15 protein-coding genes are annotated in these 15,940 nt (G+C 68.8%); 6 read left to right on the top strand and 9 right to left on the bottom strand.

The window, feature by feature from the left end:
* The first annotated feature begins 76 nt into the window (after positions 1–76).
* Positions 77–658 carry a DJ-1/PfpI family protein gene (locus tag DIE06_RS06475; protein WP_124660689.1) on the top strand — a complete coding sequence of 194 codons (582 nt, stop codon included), beginning with the start codon at positions 77–79 and terminating at the stop codon, positions 656–658.
* A gap of 114 nt (positions 659–772) precedes the next feature.
* Here the strand turns inward: DIE06_RS06475 and DIE06_RS06470 are convergent, their stop codons facing one another.
* Together DIE06_RS06470 and DIE06_RS06465 are read right to left on the bottom strand one after the other, a co-directional pair.
* Positions 773–1,219, bottom strand: a complete 447-nt coding sequence (locus DIE06_RS06470; RefSeq protein ID WP_124660688.1) for a MarR family winged helix-turn-helix transcriptional regulator — start codon at positions 1,217–1,219, stop codon at positions 773–775.
* A 34-nt stretch (positions 1,220–1,253) separates the two neighbouring features.
* Entirely contained in the window at positions 1,254–2,849 is a 1,596-nt protein-coding gene (locus tag DIE06_RS06465) for an MDR family MFS transporter (RefSeq protein ID WP_124660687.1), read from the bottom strand.
* Between the two features lie 107 nt (positions 2,850–2,956).
* On the opposite strand from DIE06_RS06465, the gene DIE06_RS06460 reads away from it, so the two are divergent.
* Complete coding sequence (locus tag DIE06_RS06460; RefSeq protein WP_124660686.1) at positions 2,957–3,799, top strand: EcsC family protein; 843 nt, start codon at positions 2,957–2,959, stop codon at positions 3,797–3,799.
* On the opposite strand, the gene DIE06_RS06455 is transcribed toward DIE06_RS06460, so the two are convergent.
* The 5 genes from DIE06_RS06455 to DIE06_RS06435 all read right to left on the bottom strand — a co-directional run bounded on the left by DIE06_RS06455 (position 3,769) and on the right by DIE06_RS06435 (position 9,192).
* Positions 3,769–4,731, bottom strand: a complete 963-nt coding sequence (locus DIE06_RS06455; RefSeq protein ID WP_124660685.1) for an alpha/beta hydrolase — start codon at positions 4,729–4,731, stop codon at positions 3,769–3,771. The two genes, DIE06_RS06460 and DIE06_RS06455, sit on opposite strands and share 31 nt — an antisense overlap.
* Before the next feature lie 102 nt (positions 4,732–4,833).
* A complete protein-coding gene (locus DIE06_RS06450; RefSeq protein ID WP_124660684.1) occupies positions 4,834–5,268 on the bottom strand; it encodes a CHRD domain-containing protein in 435 nt (144 codons plus the stop codon).
* Positions 5,269–5,605: 337 nt separating this feature from the next.
* Positions 5,606–6,379, bottom strand: a complete 774-nt coding sequence (locus DIE06_RS06445) for a class II aldolase/adducin family protein (protein ID WP_124660683.1) — start codon at positions 6,377–6,379, stop codon at positions 5,606–5,608.
* 245 nt (positions 6,380–6,624) lie between these two features.
* Positions 6,625–8,250, bottom strand: a complete 1,626-nt coding sequence (locus tag DIE06_RS06440; protein WP_124660682.1) for a phospholipase D family protein — start codon at positions 8,248–8,250, stop codon at positions 6,625–6,627.
* A gap of 225 nt (positions 8,251–8,475) precedes the next feature.
* Positions 8,476–9,192 (bottom strand): FadR/GntR family transcriptional regulator, encoded by a 717-nt coding sequence (locus tag DIE06_RS06435; protein ID WP_124660681.1) that lies wholly within the window; start codon positions 9,190–9,192, stop codon positions 8,476–8,478.
* Between the two features lie 134 nt (positions 9,193–9,326).
* On the opposite strand from DIE06_RS06435, the gene DIE06_RS06430 reads away from it, so the two are divergent.
* From DIE06_RS06430 to DIE06_RS06415, 4 genes are read left to right on the top strand one after another with little or no spacing between them, the layout of a single operon-like run.
* Positions 9,327–10,127, top strand: a complete 801-nt coding sequence (locus DIE06_RS06430) for a (Fe-S)-binding protein (RefSeq protein WP_124660680.1) — start codon at positions 9,327–9,329, stop codon at positions 10,125–10,127.
* Complete coding sequence (locus DIE06_RS06425; protein WP_124660679.1) at positions 10,124–10,849, top strand: LUD domain-containing protein; 726 nt, start codon at positions 10,124–10,126, stop codon at positions 10,847–10,849. The genes DIE06_RS06430 and DIE06_RS06425 overlap by 4 nt, the downstream gene beginning before the upstream one ends.
* On the top strand, positions 10,846–12,291 hold the full coding sequence (locus DIE06_RS06420) for a LutB/LldF family L-lactate oxidation iron-sulfur protein (RefSeq protein ID WP_124660678.1): 1,446 nt from the start codon (positions 10,846–10,848) through the stop codon (positions 12,289–12,291). The genes DIE06_RS06425 and DIE06_RS06420 overlap by 4 nt, the downstream gene beginning before the upstream one ends.
* A 50-nt stretch (positions 12,292–12,341) precedes the next feature.
* A complete protein-coding gene (locus tag DIE06_RS06415) occupies positions 12,342–14,042 on the top strand; it encodes a lactate permease LctP family transporter (protein ID WP_124660677.1) in 1,701 nt (566 codons plus the stop codon).
* Positions 14,043–14,153: 111 nt separating this feature from the next.
* Here the strand turns inward: DIE06_RS06415 and DIE06_RS06410 are convergent, their stop codons facing one another.
* Both DIE06_RS06410 and DIE06_RS06405 read right to left on the bottom strand, forming a co-directional pair.
* Complete coding sequence (locus tag DIE06_RS06410; RefSeq protein ID WP_124660676.1) at positions 14,154–14,915, bottom strand: M48 family metalloprotease; 762 nt, start codon at positions 14,913–14,915, stop codon at positions 14,154–14,156.
* A 150-nt stretch (positions 14,916–15,065) separates the two neighbouring features.
* Positions 15,066–15,872 (bottom strand): glycosyltransferase family 2 protein, encoded by an 807-nt coding sequence (locus DIE06_RS06405; protein ID WP_124660675.1) that lies wholly within the window; start codon positions 15,870–15,872, stop codon positions 15,066–15,068.
* Between the last annotated feature and the right edge of the window lie 68 nt (positions 15,873–15,940).

The raw sequence follows: 15,940 nt of genomic DNA, 5'->3' as shown, positions 1-15,940 counted from the left end.
GCCGCTTCGCCGCCGTAGCGCCCGTCTGCCGCATACGGCGCGAACGGACCCTCAACGCTGTTCAATGGAGAAAGCCATGGCCGCGAAGAAGATCCTGTTCCTGACCGGCGATTTCGCCGAAGACTACGAAACGATGGTGCCGTTCCAGGCGCTACAGGCTGTCGGCCATCACGTCGATGCAGTCTGTCCGGGCAAGCGCGCGGGCGACAAGGTCAAGACCGCGATCCACGATTTCGAGGGCGACCAGACCTACACCGAAAAACCCGGCCACAACTTCACGCTGAACGCGACGTTCGACGACGTCGATGCGTCGGGCTACGACGCGCTCGCGATCGCGGGCGGCCGCGCGCCGGAATACCTGCGTCTCGATGCGAAAGTGATCGCCCTGGTGCGCGCGTTCGCCGAAGCCGGCAAGCCGATCGCCGCGATCTGCCATGCGGCGCAGCTGCTCGCGGCCGCCGACGTGATCCGCGGCAAGCGCATCTCGGCCTACCCGGCCTGCGCGCCCGAAGTGAAGCTCGCGGGCGGCGAGTATGCTGAGATCCCGGTCGATGCCGCCGTGACCGACGCACCATTCGTCACCGCGCCCGCATGGCCCGCGCATCCGGCATGGCTCGCGCAGTTCCTCACGCTGCTGGGCACGCGCATCGAGCTGTGAACCCGGTTGAAATGAAGTGAGAAGCACCGGCCGGCGGCGGGTTTGTGCGACCCGTGCGCCGCGCCGGTCGCAACAGGCCGACGGGACGCGCTCCGTCGCGCTGCTTCCTGCCCTTCAGTGCGGCGCCGGCGTCGAGCCGACATCCGCGATCCGCGACTCCAGCATCGCCAGCGCGCCCGACAGTGCAGTCAGCACGTCGTCCGGCAGTTGCGCCATCGTCTGTTCGAGGAACGCCTTGCGGCGCGGCAGGCACGCGTCGAACGCGGCGCGGCCTTCGGCGGTCAGCGTGACGTTGGTCACGCGGTTGTCACGGGCGTCGGACGCACGCTCGATCCAGCCGAGCGCGTCGAGCGATTTCAGCTGGCGCGTGAGCGCGCCCGGATCGATGCGCAGCACCTCGACAAGCTTCTTCTGTGACGAATGCCCGCCCATCGTGTGCAGCGCAACCATGATGCGCCAGCGCGGCATCGGCTGCCCGACGTGCGTTTCGAACGCGGTCATGAACGCGCGATACGTGCGTCCGAATTGCTGCAAGATCGCGACGCGGTCCTGTTCTTCCATGCGCTGATGTCTACTCGTTCAATCGGTGAATCATTCAATCGGCCGCGACATGCGGCTCGATCTTGTGCCGCAGCGCGATCGGCGGCACGCGGCGGGACTGCCATACCGACACCACGGCGACGACGGCCGCCATCGCGACACCCAGGTGAATCGCGCCGACCAGCGATTCGCGGGCCGCTTCCAGCAGCAGCGCGCCATTATGCCCGGCGCGGGTCAGCTCCGCGACGAGACCGCCTTGCGCGGCGCGGTCGATCAGGATCTGCGGATCGGCGAGCTGCGCGTGCCACTGCAGCGCGTGGTCGCCCGCCAATGCATCGCGTACGCCGCTCGAATACATCTGGTTGACCAGCGTGCCCGTCAGCGCGGTGCCGATCATCCCGCCGACCATCCGCAGCGACTGCAGCAGCGCGGTCGCGATACCGAGGTGCTCGCGGCCGGCCGTCTGCTGCGCGAACACGGTCAGGTTCGGCAGCACGAAGCCGAGGCCGATGCCGCCCGCGACCATCAGCGCCATCAGCACCCAGGTCGGCGTCGTGTGCGTCGACACGACGATGCCCGCGCACGCGATCGCGAACAGCACGAAACCGACGTGCAGCATCGCGTTCGGATTGCGGATGCGCGTGACGACGCGGCCGTTCATGATGCTGCCGATCGTGATGAACACGACGAGCGGCGTGATCACGAGCCCCGCCTCCTTCGGCGACATCCCGAAACCGCCCTGGAACAGCAGGGGCGCGTAAAACAACAGCGAAAACATCGAGAAGCCCGCGAGGATCGCGAGGACGAACAGCGCCGACAGCGCGCGGTTGCCGAACATGTCGAACGGCAGAATCGGCTGCGCGCAGCGCTTTTCCCAATGCCACAAGCCGAAGCCGGCGCCGACCGCGACGACCAGCAGCAGCGACGCCCAGCTCATGACGCCGTACTTCGGCAGCCATTCGACGAACAGCTGCAGCGCGCCGAGCGACAGCGCGATCAGCAGCGCGCCAGGCCAGTCGAGCCGCATCTTGCGGTCGTGCTCGACATGCCGCAGGTGCGGCAGGTAGCGCCACACGAAGAACAGCGACAGCAGGCCGACCGGCAGGTTCACGTAGAACACCGAGCGCCAGCCGAACGACTGGGTCAGGATCCCGCCGAGCGACGGCCCGACCGCGTTCGCGATGCCGAACGCGGAGCTCATCAGCACCTGCCAGCGCAGCCGCACGACGGAATCCGGGAACAGGTCGGGAATGCACGCGAACGCGGTGCCGACCAGCATCCCGCCGCCGATGCCCTGCAGGCCGCGCGCGAGCACCAGGAACAGCATGTCGTTGGCCATCCCGCACAGTACCGACGCGCCGGTGAACACGACGATCGACGCGCTCACGAACGGCTTGCGGCCGTAGTAGTCGCCGAGGCGGCCGAAGATCGGCACGGTGATCACGGAACTGAGCAGGTACGAGGTCGCGACCCACGCGTACAGGTCGAAGCCCCGAAGCTCGGCGACGATGGTCGGCAACGCGGTGCCGACGACCGTCTGGTCGAGCGCGACGAGCATGGTGACGAACGAGATCCCGATCATCGCCAGCAGCGATTCGCGGAACGGCAGGACTTGCCCGCTCGAATGGTGGGCGGCAGTATGAACAGCCATTTTTTGTTGATGCAACTTTTGACGAGTCAAACAATCTCAAAATTCTAGCATGTCGGAGTAATCTAGGCTGGCGATGAATTTGGGGCCGGTGGCCGCCAGGGAGAAAGATGGAACCGATTTCAATCACGCCTGCGGCGACGCTGTCGCCGGAAGACCAGGACGCGTTGCGGCGCGCGAAACAGGTGCTGGAAAGCCCGTCGCTGACGATGAAGCTGACGGGCGTGTTGGGCGCGCCGGTCGAGAAGATGATCGCGCGGCTGCCGGACTTCGCAACCGGCAAGATCAACGACGCGACGCAGCTCGCGCTGCGCAAGTGCCTGAACATCGCGCTGCGCACGCTCGGCAAGCCGCAGGCGCCTGATGCCGAGCCCGACAAGCCGAGCAACCTGCTGCACAAGCTCGCGGTCGCGACGACCGGCGCGGCGGGCGGCGCATTCGGCTTCCTCGCGCTGCCGGTCGAGCTGCCGGTGACCACCACGCTGATCTTTCGCTCGGTGTGCGACATCGCGCGCAGCGAGGGCGAGGACCTCGGCTCGGTGGATACGCAGTTGCAGTGCCTGGCCGTGCTCGGCATGGGCGGCAACCCGGACAAGCGGGAAGAGGACGCCGATCTCGGCTATTTCGTGCTGCGCGGCGCGCTCGCGCAGGCGATTTCGAAGGCGTCGTCGGACATCACGACGAAAGGGATCGCCGCGCACAGCTCGGCGGCGGTGTTCAAGCTCGTGCAGACGGTGGCATCACGCTTCTCGGTGCAGGTCACCGAGCAGATGGCCGCGAAGTCGATCCCGGCGATCGGCGCGGTGCTCGGCGCGACCGTCAACACGCTGTTCATCGACCACTTCCAGCAGATGGCGCACGGCCACTTCACCGTGCGCCGGCTCGAGCGCAAGTACGGCTCGGTGGCCGTGAAGGCCGCGTATCAGGCGATCGACGGCTCGCCCACGCGCTGAACCGCCCGCTCGACCGCGACGCGGCGCACGAATGCGGCCGCACGGTCGAGCGCGTCGCGCGACTCCGGCACCATCGGCGTGTACAGCTGCCACACGTGCGGCATGTCGGGCCACACCTCGATCTCCACCGGCACGCCGGCTGCCTTCGCCTTGTCGGCGACGCGGCGCGAATCGTCGAGCAGCACCTCGGTGCTGCCGACCTGGATAAAGAGCGGCGGCAGCCCGCCGAGATCCGCATAGAGCGGCGACGCGTACGGATGCGTCGCCGACTCGTCTCCCAGATACAGCTTCGCCGCCTTCGGCAGCGCCGCGGCCGCGAACATCGGGTCGAGGCCGTCGTTGCTGCGCATCGTGCCGCCCGTGCCGGCCAGGTCGGTCCATGGCGAGAACAGGATCGCGCCGGCCGGCAACGGTTCGCCGCGATCGCGCAGCGCGACGAGCGTCGCGAGCGCGAGGCCGCCGCCCGCCGAATCGCCGCCGAACACGATCGACTCGGGCGGCGTGCCGAGCGCGAGCAATTGCCGGTACGCGGCCAGCGCGTCGTCGAGTGCGGCCGGGAAGCGGTGTTCGGGCGCGAGCCGGTAGTCGAGCGAGAACGAGCGCACGCCCGCGCGCTTCGTGAGGCCGAACACGAGCGGCCGATGGGTTTTCGTCGAGCAGAAGTAGTAGCCGCCGCCGTGAAAGTACAGCAGCGTGCGGCCGGGCCCGCGAGCGCCGGCCGCGTCGGTACGTTCGAGCCATTCGCCGCGCAGCGGCGCGTCATCGGGACCACGGCATTGGCGCAGCCGGTAGCCCGACGGTGCGCGACGCGGCACGACCATTCTCAGGTCGGTGAAGCGCCGCGCGCGGGCGGGATCGAGCACCGGACGCGTGGTCTCGGGACGAAACTGCCAGCGCAGCAGCCAGCACCCGAACTTGCCTTGCCAACTCATCGAACCTACTCCGTCATCGCAGTGTGACGATGGTACGTGCGATCGTCGCCGCGCCGCTCGACGCGAGCCTCTATATCAAACGCCGGTGCCGGTTCGCCCGCCTCAGTTCGCCGGCATCACCTGGCCGCGGATCTCGCCGGACGGATGGTCCTTCGTGTGCACGTTGAAGTACCACTTGCCGCCCATCAGCTCGGTCACCTGCGCGTCGGTGAGTTCCCGGGAACCCTTGATCGGGCTCGCGAGCGCGTCCTTCGGGATCGGCACCTGCACGCCGGCGTTCTGGCCGACCGGCGCGGGCCCGTGGAAGTGCGCGGCGGTCGCCGGCCCCGTGAGGTGTTCGTAAGTCACCGCCCACTGAAGCATGTGCGTGGCCGTGTCGTAGGTCGCATCGACGGAGCCGGAGCCCTTGGTCGCGGTGGGCGGCACTTCGCTCGACGGTTGCAGGTTGGCGGACAGGCGCACCGTTTCGGCGGCGGCGCTGCCGGCGGCCAGCACGCCTGCGAGCAACACCACCTGGAGCAAACGCAGCTTCGGCATGAATCCTCCTTGTTCGACGTGGTACGTGGTACGCCCCCCGGCCGGGGACGCTCGATGATGGTAGTCGATCGCCGCCGATCCGGCACCCCGTGCATCGCGCGCCAGCCTGACGGAACCTGGAAGAGACCTTTGCGGCGGGAGCCCTGAATCCGCGCGCGGCCTTTCGCTACACTTCGTCTCACAGTTGCTTGTTTCCTTCGTCCGAAGGAGTCTGCGAGTATTCACGCGGCCACCCGGCCGCGTTTTTTTTGCCCGTGCCGCACGGCATGCGGGCGGCGTCCGGCACATTCCGCTTCGCCGTGACGCTCGCGTCCGGCATCGCGCCGACACTGCCCCCTCACGCGCGATAGCCGGGGTCGATGCGATCGACGATGCGTTGCAACGCGTCGAACGCGTCCTGTCCCGCGCCGTGCTTCGGATCGAAATTCAGCGAATCGCGCACGCAGCCCTCGAGCACCGGCGGCGCGATCGGCAGTGCGTCGCCGATCGCGCGGGTCGCGACCTGCACCTCGCACGCGCGATTGAGCAGCCACATCAGCGAGAAAGTTTGCGCGAGCGTCGCGCCGATCGTCACGGGCCCGTGGTTGCGCAGCAGCAGGACGGGCCGCCCGCCGGCGCTCTCGACGATGCGCCGCCCTTCCTCGAGGTGCACGGTGATGCCCTCGAAATCGTGATACGCGATCTTCCCGTACAGCTGCGCCGCATAGAAGTTCGAGAACGACAGCCCGTCGCGCGAGCAGCACACGGCCATCGCGGGCGTCGTATGCACGTGCATCACGCAGTGCGCGTCCGGCAGCGCCGCATGGATCGCGCTGTGGAACGTGAAGCCCGCCGGGTTGATCGGCCAGTCGGAATGACCGATCACGGTGCCGTCGATGTCGATCTTCACGAGGTTCGACGCGCAGACCTCGCGGTAATGGAGCCCGAACGGGTTGATCAGGAAATGGCCATCCTCGCCGGGAACGCGCAGCGAGATATGGTTGTAGATCAGCTCGGTCCAGCCGAGATGGTCGAAGATCCGGTAGGCAGCCGCGAGCTGCACGCGCGCCTGCCATTCGGCTTCGGAGAAACGGGCGGGACGCGTGAACGGCTGGTTCGGTACACGTTGCATGGGGCACTCCGGTTGCGGGCGTGCGCGACCGCGCGGGCGGCTGCGCGCATCATCCCTCGTCTCCTGGCGGCGCACGCGGCGCGTGCGGCGTGGCGGCTCGTACGGCGCGTCGTTCGGCGCCGGTCCGGCCGCATTGCGCGAGCCGTCCACCGGTGCCGCCACGATGCACATATAGTTGCGCGCACAACCATATCACCTTTTCCCGCACACCGGTATCGCGGGTTTGGCCGGAGCCGTTCCGGCCCTTACAACTGGTTGTCCACCGGCAGCAGCATGAAGATGCCGGTCATCACGTTGCGCATCAGCCCGGCATGCGGATCGACGTGATAGGTGGTCGGCTGACCGCCGTCCACGCCGGTCCATTCGAGTGCGGGCGAGCCGCCGTCCGCCTGCTTCGCGAGCGTGACGCGGTAGCTTTCGTCAGGCTGCGTCACGCGCGCGAAGATCGTCGCGGCCTGCTGCGCGAGCACCGGGCTGTGGATCACGAGCGCGAGCTCGGTGTTCAGATGCGCGGAGCGCGGGTCGAGGTTCAGCGAGCCGATCACGAGGATGTGCCGGTCGATCACGTACGCCTTCGCATGCAGGCTCGCACGCGAGCGCGAGCCGAACAGCCGCGCGGGCTGCTGGCCCGGCTGCGCCTTGAATTCGTATAGCTCGACGCCGCGCTGCAGCAACGGCACGCGGTACGGCGCGTAACCGGCCTGCACCGCGACCGCGTCGGTCGCCGCGAGCGAATTCGTCACGATCGCGACGTGCACGCCGCGCGCGACCGTGTCGCCGAGGATCTTCACACCCGCGTCGTGCGGCACGAAGTACGGCGAGAACGCGAGGAATTCCTGCTGCGCGCCGCGCGTCAGCTCCACGAGGCGCTGCATCGGCGGGCTCACGTACGTGCCGGTCGGCCGCGCGACCTTGTCCGGCGCATCGACCTTGAATTCGGCCGGCGCCCATACGAGTTCGAGTTCGTCGCGCGCGATCTGTCGCGCGAGCGGCGTCGCGTTCAGCGGTTTCGCGTTGTACGGATCGGCGTTCTTGCGCCAGTGGTCGCGCAGCTCGTCGCGCATCGCGTCGAGATCCTTCGGATCGAACTTCTGATGATTCAGCACGCGCAGCGGATAGCTGCTCGCGCTCGCCCAGTAGTCGTCGAAGCTCTTCGAGATGTCGTGCGTCACGGGGCCGGCCGCGAGCACGTCGAGATCGCGGAACTGCAGCGTCGGGCTCGCGCTGAAGTATTCGTCGCCGAGATTGCGGCCGCCGACGATCGCGAGCTGGTTGTCCGCGATCATCGCCTTGTTGTGCATCCGGCGCGTAAAGCTGCCGATGCGCGTGAAGAAGTCGGCCGTGCGCTCGACCATCCCGTACTGCGACGCGCCGAACGGATTGAACACGCGGATCTCGATGTTCTGGTGCGTATTCAGCGCGGCCATCACGCGATCGATATCGTCGAAGTTCAGGTCGTCGACCAGCATCCGCACGCGCACGCCGCGATCGGCCGCGTAGAGCGCAGCAGCAAGCAGCAGCTTGCCGGTCGTATCCTCGGTCGCAATGTAGTACTGCATGTCGAGCGTCTTCGTCGCCGCGCGCGCGAGCGCGATACGCATCTGCAGCGCGGTCGCGCCGTCGGACAGCAGCCGGAAGCCGGACTGGCCGGGATGCGCGGCTTCAGGTGCGGCGAGCGCGTCGCGCAGCGGCGTCGCGGTACCTGCCGGTAACGCGTGCGAGACGGGACGATCGAGCGTGGTGGCGGGCGGATGCGTCGCGCACGCGGAGACCAGCGGCAGCAGCGCGCAGACGACCAGCACACGGGCCTGGCGGCAGGCGGCTCGCCACGACAGCGCGGCCGACGCGCGCCGGATCAAAAACGTGAACACGGCAGCTTCCTCGACAGGCGGATCAATAGGCACGCAATCGCCGCGGCGCGCGGCTGACGGGCGGTTCCGGCCGATTCTAGTGGGCGCCCGATGACCCGGTCAATCGCGTGCGGGCGCACGTCGCGCCACCGGGCCGGCGCCGCTCGCAGCGGCCGTCCGTAACGGCGGCGCGGCGCTCGCGACCGGCCGCCGGGCGCCGCTGCGGCGAGTGCGGTCCAACCAATCTCATGTTGCATCGCCGCTTCGCTCGAAGTGGCTGCGCACGTAGTCGATATGGGTCTGCATCGCGGTGCGCGCCTCCTCGGGCCGGTGCGCGCAGATCGCGTCGCAGACCACCCGGTGCTGCTGCAGCAGCAACTCGGATGCCTGCTCGTCGTGCGTCGTCATCCCCGCGACGTTGATCGAGATGTGCTCACGCAGCATCCCGATCACGCTCGTGTGCAGGTGCAGGAACATCGTGTTGTGCGACGCGAGCGCGATCGCCTCGTGCAGCTTCGCGTCGGTCGACGCCTCGACGGCCGCGTCGTCGTTCGCGTGCGCGGTTTCGAGCTCGCGCAGCAGCGCGCGGATCCGGCGCCGGTCGTTCGCGTCGGCGCGCAGCGCGGCGAAATACGCGGTCGCGCCTTCGAGCACGCGGCGGAATTCGAGTATGTCGTCGCGCAGCGCCGGGTGGTCGGCGACCAGCTGGCCCCACGGCGACGCGATGCCCGCGCGCAACTGGTCCGTCACGTACACGCCCGCGCCGCGCCGGCTCTGCAACAGCCCGCGCGCGACGAGCCGCTGGGTCGCCTCGCGCACCGTATTGCGCGCCACGCCGTACTGCTGCGCGAGCACGCGCTCGGCCGGCAGCCGCGCGCCGGCCGGCCACGTGCCGTCGAGCAGCGCCGTCTCGATCTTGCGCATCACCACCTCGGTCCGGCCCCGTGCCGTCATCGCCGCCATCGCCGTCTCTCCATCCGGAATACCCGTCGCGCCGATTGGCCCAACCAATTTGAGCTGCGGCGCCGTCGCGGGAATTATGCAGCGAAATCGTCGTCCCGCATTCGCATGCCGGGCCGGCCCCCCTGGAGCGAGACATGAACGAAAGGCACTACCCCGCCGCCGCCCCCGCGCACCTCTATCTGTTCGCGACCTGCCTGGTCGACCTGTTCGTCCCCGAAGCCGGGCTCGACGCGGTCCGCCTGCTGGAACGCGAAGGCCTGACCGTCCACTATCCGCGCGGCCAGAGCTGCTGCGGGCAGCCGGCCTACAGCAGCGGCAATCCCGACGAGGCGCGCCGCGTCGCGGCCGCGCAGCTCGACCTGTTCGCCGAGCCGTGGCCCGTGGTCGTGCCGTCCGGCTCGTGCGCTGGCATGATCCGGCACCATTGGCCCGCACTGTTCGCCGACGATCCCGTCCACGGCCCCAAGGCCCGCGCGATCGCGGAGCGCACCTACGAACTCGCCGAATTCCTCGTCCATGTGCTCGACGTGCGGCTCGACGCCGTCACCGCCAACGCGGGTCCGGACGAACGCGTGGTGCTGCACACGTCATGCGCGGCCCGCCGCGAGATGGGCACGCGCGTGCACGGCGTCGCGCTCGTCGACGCGCTGCCGGGCGTCACGCGCATCGAACATGAACGCGAATCGGAATGCTGCGGCTTCGGCGGCACCTTCTCGCTGAAGCATCCCGACATCTCCGGCGCGATGGTGCGCGACAAGGTCGCATCGGCCTGCGCCACGGGCTGCGACCGGCTCGTGTCGGCGGACTGCGGCTGCCTGCTGAACATCGGCCACGCAGCCGACAAGGCTGGCGCCGCCCTCCCCGTCGAGCATCTCGCGAGCTTCCTGTGGCGCCGCACGGCCGGTGCCGCGTCGCTGCGCGGAGACGCGCAATGAGCGCGCGCGACGCCATCCTCGCGCGCCTGCGCGCCGCCGCCCCCGGCGCCGCCGTGAGCGCCACGCCCGCGCTCGATGCGCGCATCGACACGCATTACGCGGCACGGCGCGCGGCGCTCGCCCCCGATCCCCACGTGCTCGCGCAGACCATGCAGGCCGCGCTCGCCGCATCTCATGCCGACGTCTGGTGCACCACCGCCGACGCATGGCCCGCGCAGCTTGCCGCGCGTCTGGCCGATGCCGGCGTGCGCCGCCTGCTGCTCGACCCGGCCCGCCCCGAATCGGCGGCCCTCGCGCAGGCGCTGCCCGATGCGGTCGCAGCGGTGCCGTTCGACCGGCCGATCGACGCCTGGAAGGCCGAGCTGTTCGACACGATCGACGCGGGCTTCACCGTCGCGCGCTCGGGCATCGCGGCGACCGGCACCGTCGTGCTCGCGCCCGATGCCGGCACGCCGCGCACGGTGTCGCTGGTGCCGCCGCTGCACGTCGCGCTCGTGCATGCGAACACGCTGCACGCGGACCTTCACGCTGCCGTGCACGCGGAGCGATGGCACGCCGGCATGCCGACCAACGTCGTGCTGGTGTCGGGCCCGTCGAAGACCTCCGATATCCAGCAGACCCTCGCATACGGCGCGCACGGGCCGCGCAACCTCTGGGTCGTGATCGTCACCGAACCGGCCGCCGAACCGACCGCAACCGCTTGCCAGGACCTGCCGCGATGAGCGACCAACCGCTGCAATTCGTCGCCCCCGGCGACTTCAAGGCCCGCGCGCGCGCCGCGCTCGACGATCCCGCGTTGCGCCGCAGCTTTCGCGGCGCGATGGACTTCCTGCAGGGCAAGCGCGCGACCCAGTTCCCCGACGACTCCGAGCTGCAGCAGCTGCGCGATCTCGGCGAAGCCGTGCGGCAGCACGCGCTCGCGCAACTGCCCGCGCTGCTCGAACGGCTGGAGGCGAAGCTCACCGCGGCCGGCGTGCACGTGCACTGGGCCGAGACGGCCGCCGGCGCAAACGCGATCGTGCTCGGGATCGCGCAGGCGAACAAGGCGCGCCGCGTGATCAAGGGCAAGTCGATGGCGAGCGAGGAAATCGAGCTGAACCATTACCTCGCGGATCACGGCGTCGACTGCATCGAGTCCGACATGGGCGAATTCATCGTGCAGCTCGCGGGCGAGAAGCCGTCGCACATCGTGATGCCGGCGATCCACAAGACGCGCGGCGACATCGCCGAGCTGTTCGAGGAACACATCCCGGGCACGCGCTACACGGAGGACGTCGACGAGCTGATCCAGACCGGCCGGCGCGCGCTGCGCCGCGCGTTCGCGGAAGCCGACATCGGCCTGTCCGGCGTGAACTTCGCGGCGGCCGACACGGGCACGCTGTGGCTCGTCGAGAACGAGGGCAACGGCCGGCTGTCGACCACCGTACCCGACACGCACGTCGCGATCATGGGGATCGAGAAGGTCGTCGAGAAACTCGAGCACATCGTGCCGCTATCGAGCCTCCTGACGCGTTCGGCCACCGGCCAGGCGATCACGACCTACTTCAACCTGATCTCCGGCCCGCGCCGCGACGGCGAACGCGACGGCCCGCGCGAGCTGCATCTCGTGCTGCTCGACAACGGCCGCACGCAGGCCTACGCGGACGAACAGCTGCGCGCGACGCTGCAATGCATCCGCTGCGGCGCGTGCATGAACCACTGCCCCGTCTATACGCGCATCGGCGGCCACGCATACGGGACCACCTACCCGGGCCCGATCGGCAAGATCATCTCGCCGCACCTGCTCGGCCTCGACGCGACGGCCGACCTGCCGACCGCGTCGACGCTGTGCGGCGCATGCGGCGAGGTGTGCCCGGTCCGGATTCCGATCCCGCAACTGCTGGTGCGGCTGCGCACCGAGGCGAACCGCAAGCCCGACGAGCCCGTCGCGCATCCGCTGCGCGGCCAGGGCGCGAACTACAACCGCGCGGAAGACCTCGTATGGCGCTTCTGGTCGGGCGCGTTCGCGCATCCGCGCGCGTATCGCGCATTCCGCTGGACCGCGACGCGGCTGCGCGCGCTGACGCCGGCGAAGCAGATGGGCTGGACGCAGCATCGCACGCCGCTCGAGCCGGCGCCGCGCAGCCTGTCCGACCTGCTGCGCGCGCGCGGCCAGCCCGAATAGACCATCCGCTTTCAAACCCGTACCCCGATAAATCCATGGAGGAGACAACCATGCAGGTTTGGCATCAGATCTACACCCCGCTCGGCAGCCTCTGGCTGTCGGCGCTCGTCGCCGCAATTCCGATCATCTTCTTTTTCGTCGCGCTCGCCGCATTGCGGATGAAGGGGCACGTCGCCGCCGCGATCACGCTGCTGCTGTCGCTCGGCGTCGCGATCTTCGCGTACGGGATGCCCGTGCCGCAGGCGCTCGCGGCGGCCGGCTTCGGCTTCGCGTACGGCCTGTGGCCGATCGCGTGGATCATCGTCGCGGCCGTGTTCCTGTACAAGATCGTCGTGAAGACCGGCCAGTTCGACATCATCCGCGCGTCGGTGCTGTCGATCACCGACGACCAGCGGCTGCAGATGCTGCTGATCGGCTTCTCGTTCGGCGCGTTCCTCGAAGGCGCCGCCGGCTTCGGCGCGCCCGTCGCGATCACGGCCGCGCTGCTCGTCGGCCTCGGCTTCAAGCCGCTGCACGCGGCCGGACTGTGTCTGATTGCAAACACCGCGCCGGTCGCGTTCGGCGCGATGGGCATTCCGATCATCGTCGCCGGGCAGGTGACGGGCATCGACCCGCTCCACATCGGCGCGATGGCCGGCCGCCAGTTGCCGCTGCTGTCGCTCGCGGTGCCGTTCTGGCTCGTGTTCATGATGGACGGGCTGCGCGGCGTGCGGCAGACCTGGCCGGCCGCGCTGGTCGCCGGCGGCAGCTTCGCGATCACGCAGTACTTCACGTCGAACCATATCGGGCCCGAGCTGCCGGACATCACGTCGTCGCTCGTCAGCCTCGTGTCGCTGGCCGCGTTCCTGAAGGTCTGGCAGCCGAACAGCGCGAAGCAGACGGCCGGCGGCCTCGTCGCGTCCGGTGGCGGCGCGGCGCTCGCGGGGTTCGGCGCGGGCGACACCGGTTCGGGCGCGAGCCGTCAGGCGTCGCCGTACACGCTCGCGCAGACCGTGCGCGCGTGGTCGCCGTTCCTGATGCTGACGGCCGTCGTCACCGTGTGGAGCATCGCGCCGTTCAAGGCGCTGTTCGCCGCGCACGGCGCGCTCGCGTCGACCGTCCTGAAGTTCCACGTGGCGGGGCTCGACCAGCTCGTCGTGAAGACCGCGCCGATCGCCGCGACCCCGAAGGCGCTCGAAGCGGTGCTGAAGATCGACCTCGTGTCGGCGGTGGGCAGCGCGATCCTCGTGACCGCGCTGATCTCGATGGTGCTGTTGCGGATGAAGCCGCGCGACGCGCTCGTCACCTTCGGCGAGACGCTGAAGGACCTCACGCGCCCGATCCTGTCGATCGGCCTCGTGCTCGCGTTCGCGTTCGTCGCGAACTACTCGGGGATGTCGTCGACGCTCGCGCTGATGCTGGCCGCGACCGGCGCCGCGTTCCCGTTCTTCTCGCCGTTCCTCGGCTGGCTCGGCGTGTTCCTGACCGGCTCGGATACGTCGTCGAACGCGCTGTTCTGCTCGCTGCAGCAAGCGACCGCGCACCAGCTCGGCGTGCCCGAGACACTCGCGGTCGCCGCGAACACGACGGGCGGCGTGACCGCGAAGATGATCTCGCCGCAGTCGATCGCCGTGGCATGCGCGGCGACCGGGCTCGTCGGCAAGGAATCGGAGCTGTTCCGCTTCACGGTGCGCCACAGCCTGCTGTTCGCGGTGATCGTCGGCCTGATCACGCTCGTGCAGGCCTACGTGCTGCCGGGGATGGTGCCGTAAGCAAGCGGCGCGGCCGCTTTCCGGGCCCCGAAAAACACAACCCCACGCCCGAAAGAGCGTGGGGTTGTGTTCATCCCGGGCGCCGGACGGGGCCGGCGCATCAGGCGGCGATCAGCTGCCCTTCGCGATGCGATCCTGGATGTGCTGCGCGCGGCTCGCCGACGACGGGTGCGAGCTCATCATCGAGCTCTTGCCGCCATCGAGCTGCGCAAGCTTCTGGAACGCGGTGACGAGGCCCTTCTGGTTCATGTTCCTCTGCTTCATCAGGTCGAACGAGTAGTCGTCGGCCGCGCTTTCCTGCGTCTGCGAGAACTGCGCGTTGATGAACTTCTCGGTGATGTCGCCGAGCTGCGAGCTCGTCAGGGCCGCGACGCCCGGCGATGCCGCGCCGGCCGCGCTGCGCGCCGCGCTGACCGCGTAGGCGGTCTGCATCGCCTTCTTCGAGTGACCCAGCGCGACGTGGCCCATTTCATGACCGATCACGCCGCGGAGTTCGTCGTCGTTCATCATGTCCATCAGGCCGCTGTACACGCGCACGCAGCCGTTGCCCATCGCCCACGCGTTGACGTCCTTGGTCATGTAGACCTTGTAGTTGATCTTCTGGCCGTTCAGCGTCATGTCGCCGAAGCCCTTCATCACCTTCGTCAGGCGCTTCGCGTACGCGCTGTTCGGCGCGGCGATCTTCGATTCGGCGTCGCTCGACTTGCACGAGTCGTTCGACAATGCCGCGATGTCGCTGTCCGACAGCGTCGCCGCCTTGAACAGGTTGGTCCCCGCCGACGTCAGGCTGTTCGCGTCGAGACTCTGCACGCCACCGCATGCGCTCAACAGGAAAACCATGCCACACGCGGCCGCCGCTTTCTTGATATGCATCCCGGATCCCTCGGTAGTTGTAATTGGGAGCGGCGATTTTGCATAATCCGGCAGAAAATTACCAGATGTTTACATCGAATGACAGGTTGATTACCGACCGGTGCGAAACGAATGGCGCGATTGCTCAGACAATTGATGACAATCGGGCCATCAATCGCCGCGGCCGGACGTCCGGCTGAACGCGGAACGCGACCGGCACGTGAGCCGCCGCGCGACCAGCATCGGCAACCGCACCACGAAACCGGCGAACAGCCGCAGGTGCATCCACGCGAGCAGCGCGTTGTCGCGGCCATAGTGGAAATGCGACACGCCGCCTTCGTGCGCGCCGAAGTAGCGCACCGGCGCTTCGATGCGGATCGGCCGCACTCCGGCCCAGCACAGCCGCACGGCGGCTTCCGGATCGAAGTCGAAGCCGCGCATCCACGGCTGGCGATGCATGATCGCGGCAAGCGGCGCGACCGGGTACACGCGAAAGCCGTACAGCGAATCGCCGATCCCGGCCCACAGCGTCTCGAGGTCGGCCCATCCGTTCGACAGCCGCCGGCCCTGCACGCGCAGCTGCGGCGCGCTCGCGTCGAACTTCGGCAGGCCCAGCACCATCGCGTCCGGCGCTGCCTGCGACGCGGCCATGAATTCGGGAATCAGGTCGGCCGGATGCTGGCCGTCGGAGTCCATCGTCAGCACGTGCGTGAAGCCGCTCGCGGCCGCCGCGTCGAGCCCGGCCAGCACCGCGGCGCCCTTGCCGCGGTTCTCCGGCAGCACGATCACGCGCAGCCCGGGGTCGCGCTCGGCCATCGCCTGCAGCCGCTCCGCGCTGCCGTCGGTGCTGCCGTCGACGACGACCCACACCGGATTCCACTGCGCGCGGGCGTTGCGCACGGTCGTGTCGACCTTGACGCCCGGGTTATAGCTCGGAATCAGTACGAGGTGGGTGGACGAGGCGTGCAGCTGGGACATGGGAACGACCGATTGCGAAGACAAGGATCCTGACAAAAGTTTATGACCTGCAGGCGACTGCCGACAGG

The sequence above is a fragment of the Burkholderia sp. Bp8998 genome (genome assembly GCF_003854235.1).
Taxonomy (GTDB): Bacteria; Pseudomonadota; Gammaproteobacteria; order Burkholderiales; family Burkholderiaceae; genus Burkholderia.
Note: the sequence above shows the minus strand (reverse complement) of the source record. Positions and strands in the feature narration are given on the sequence as shown.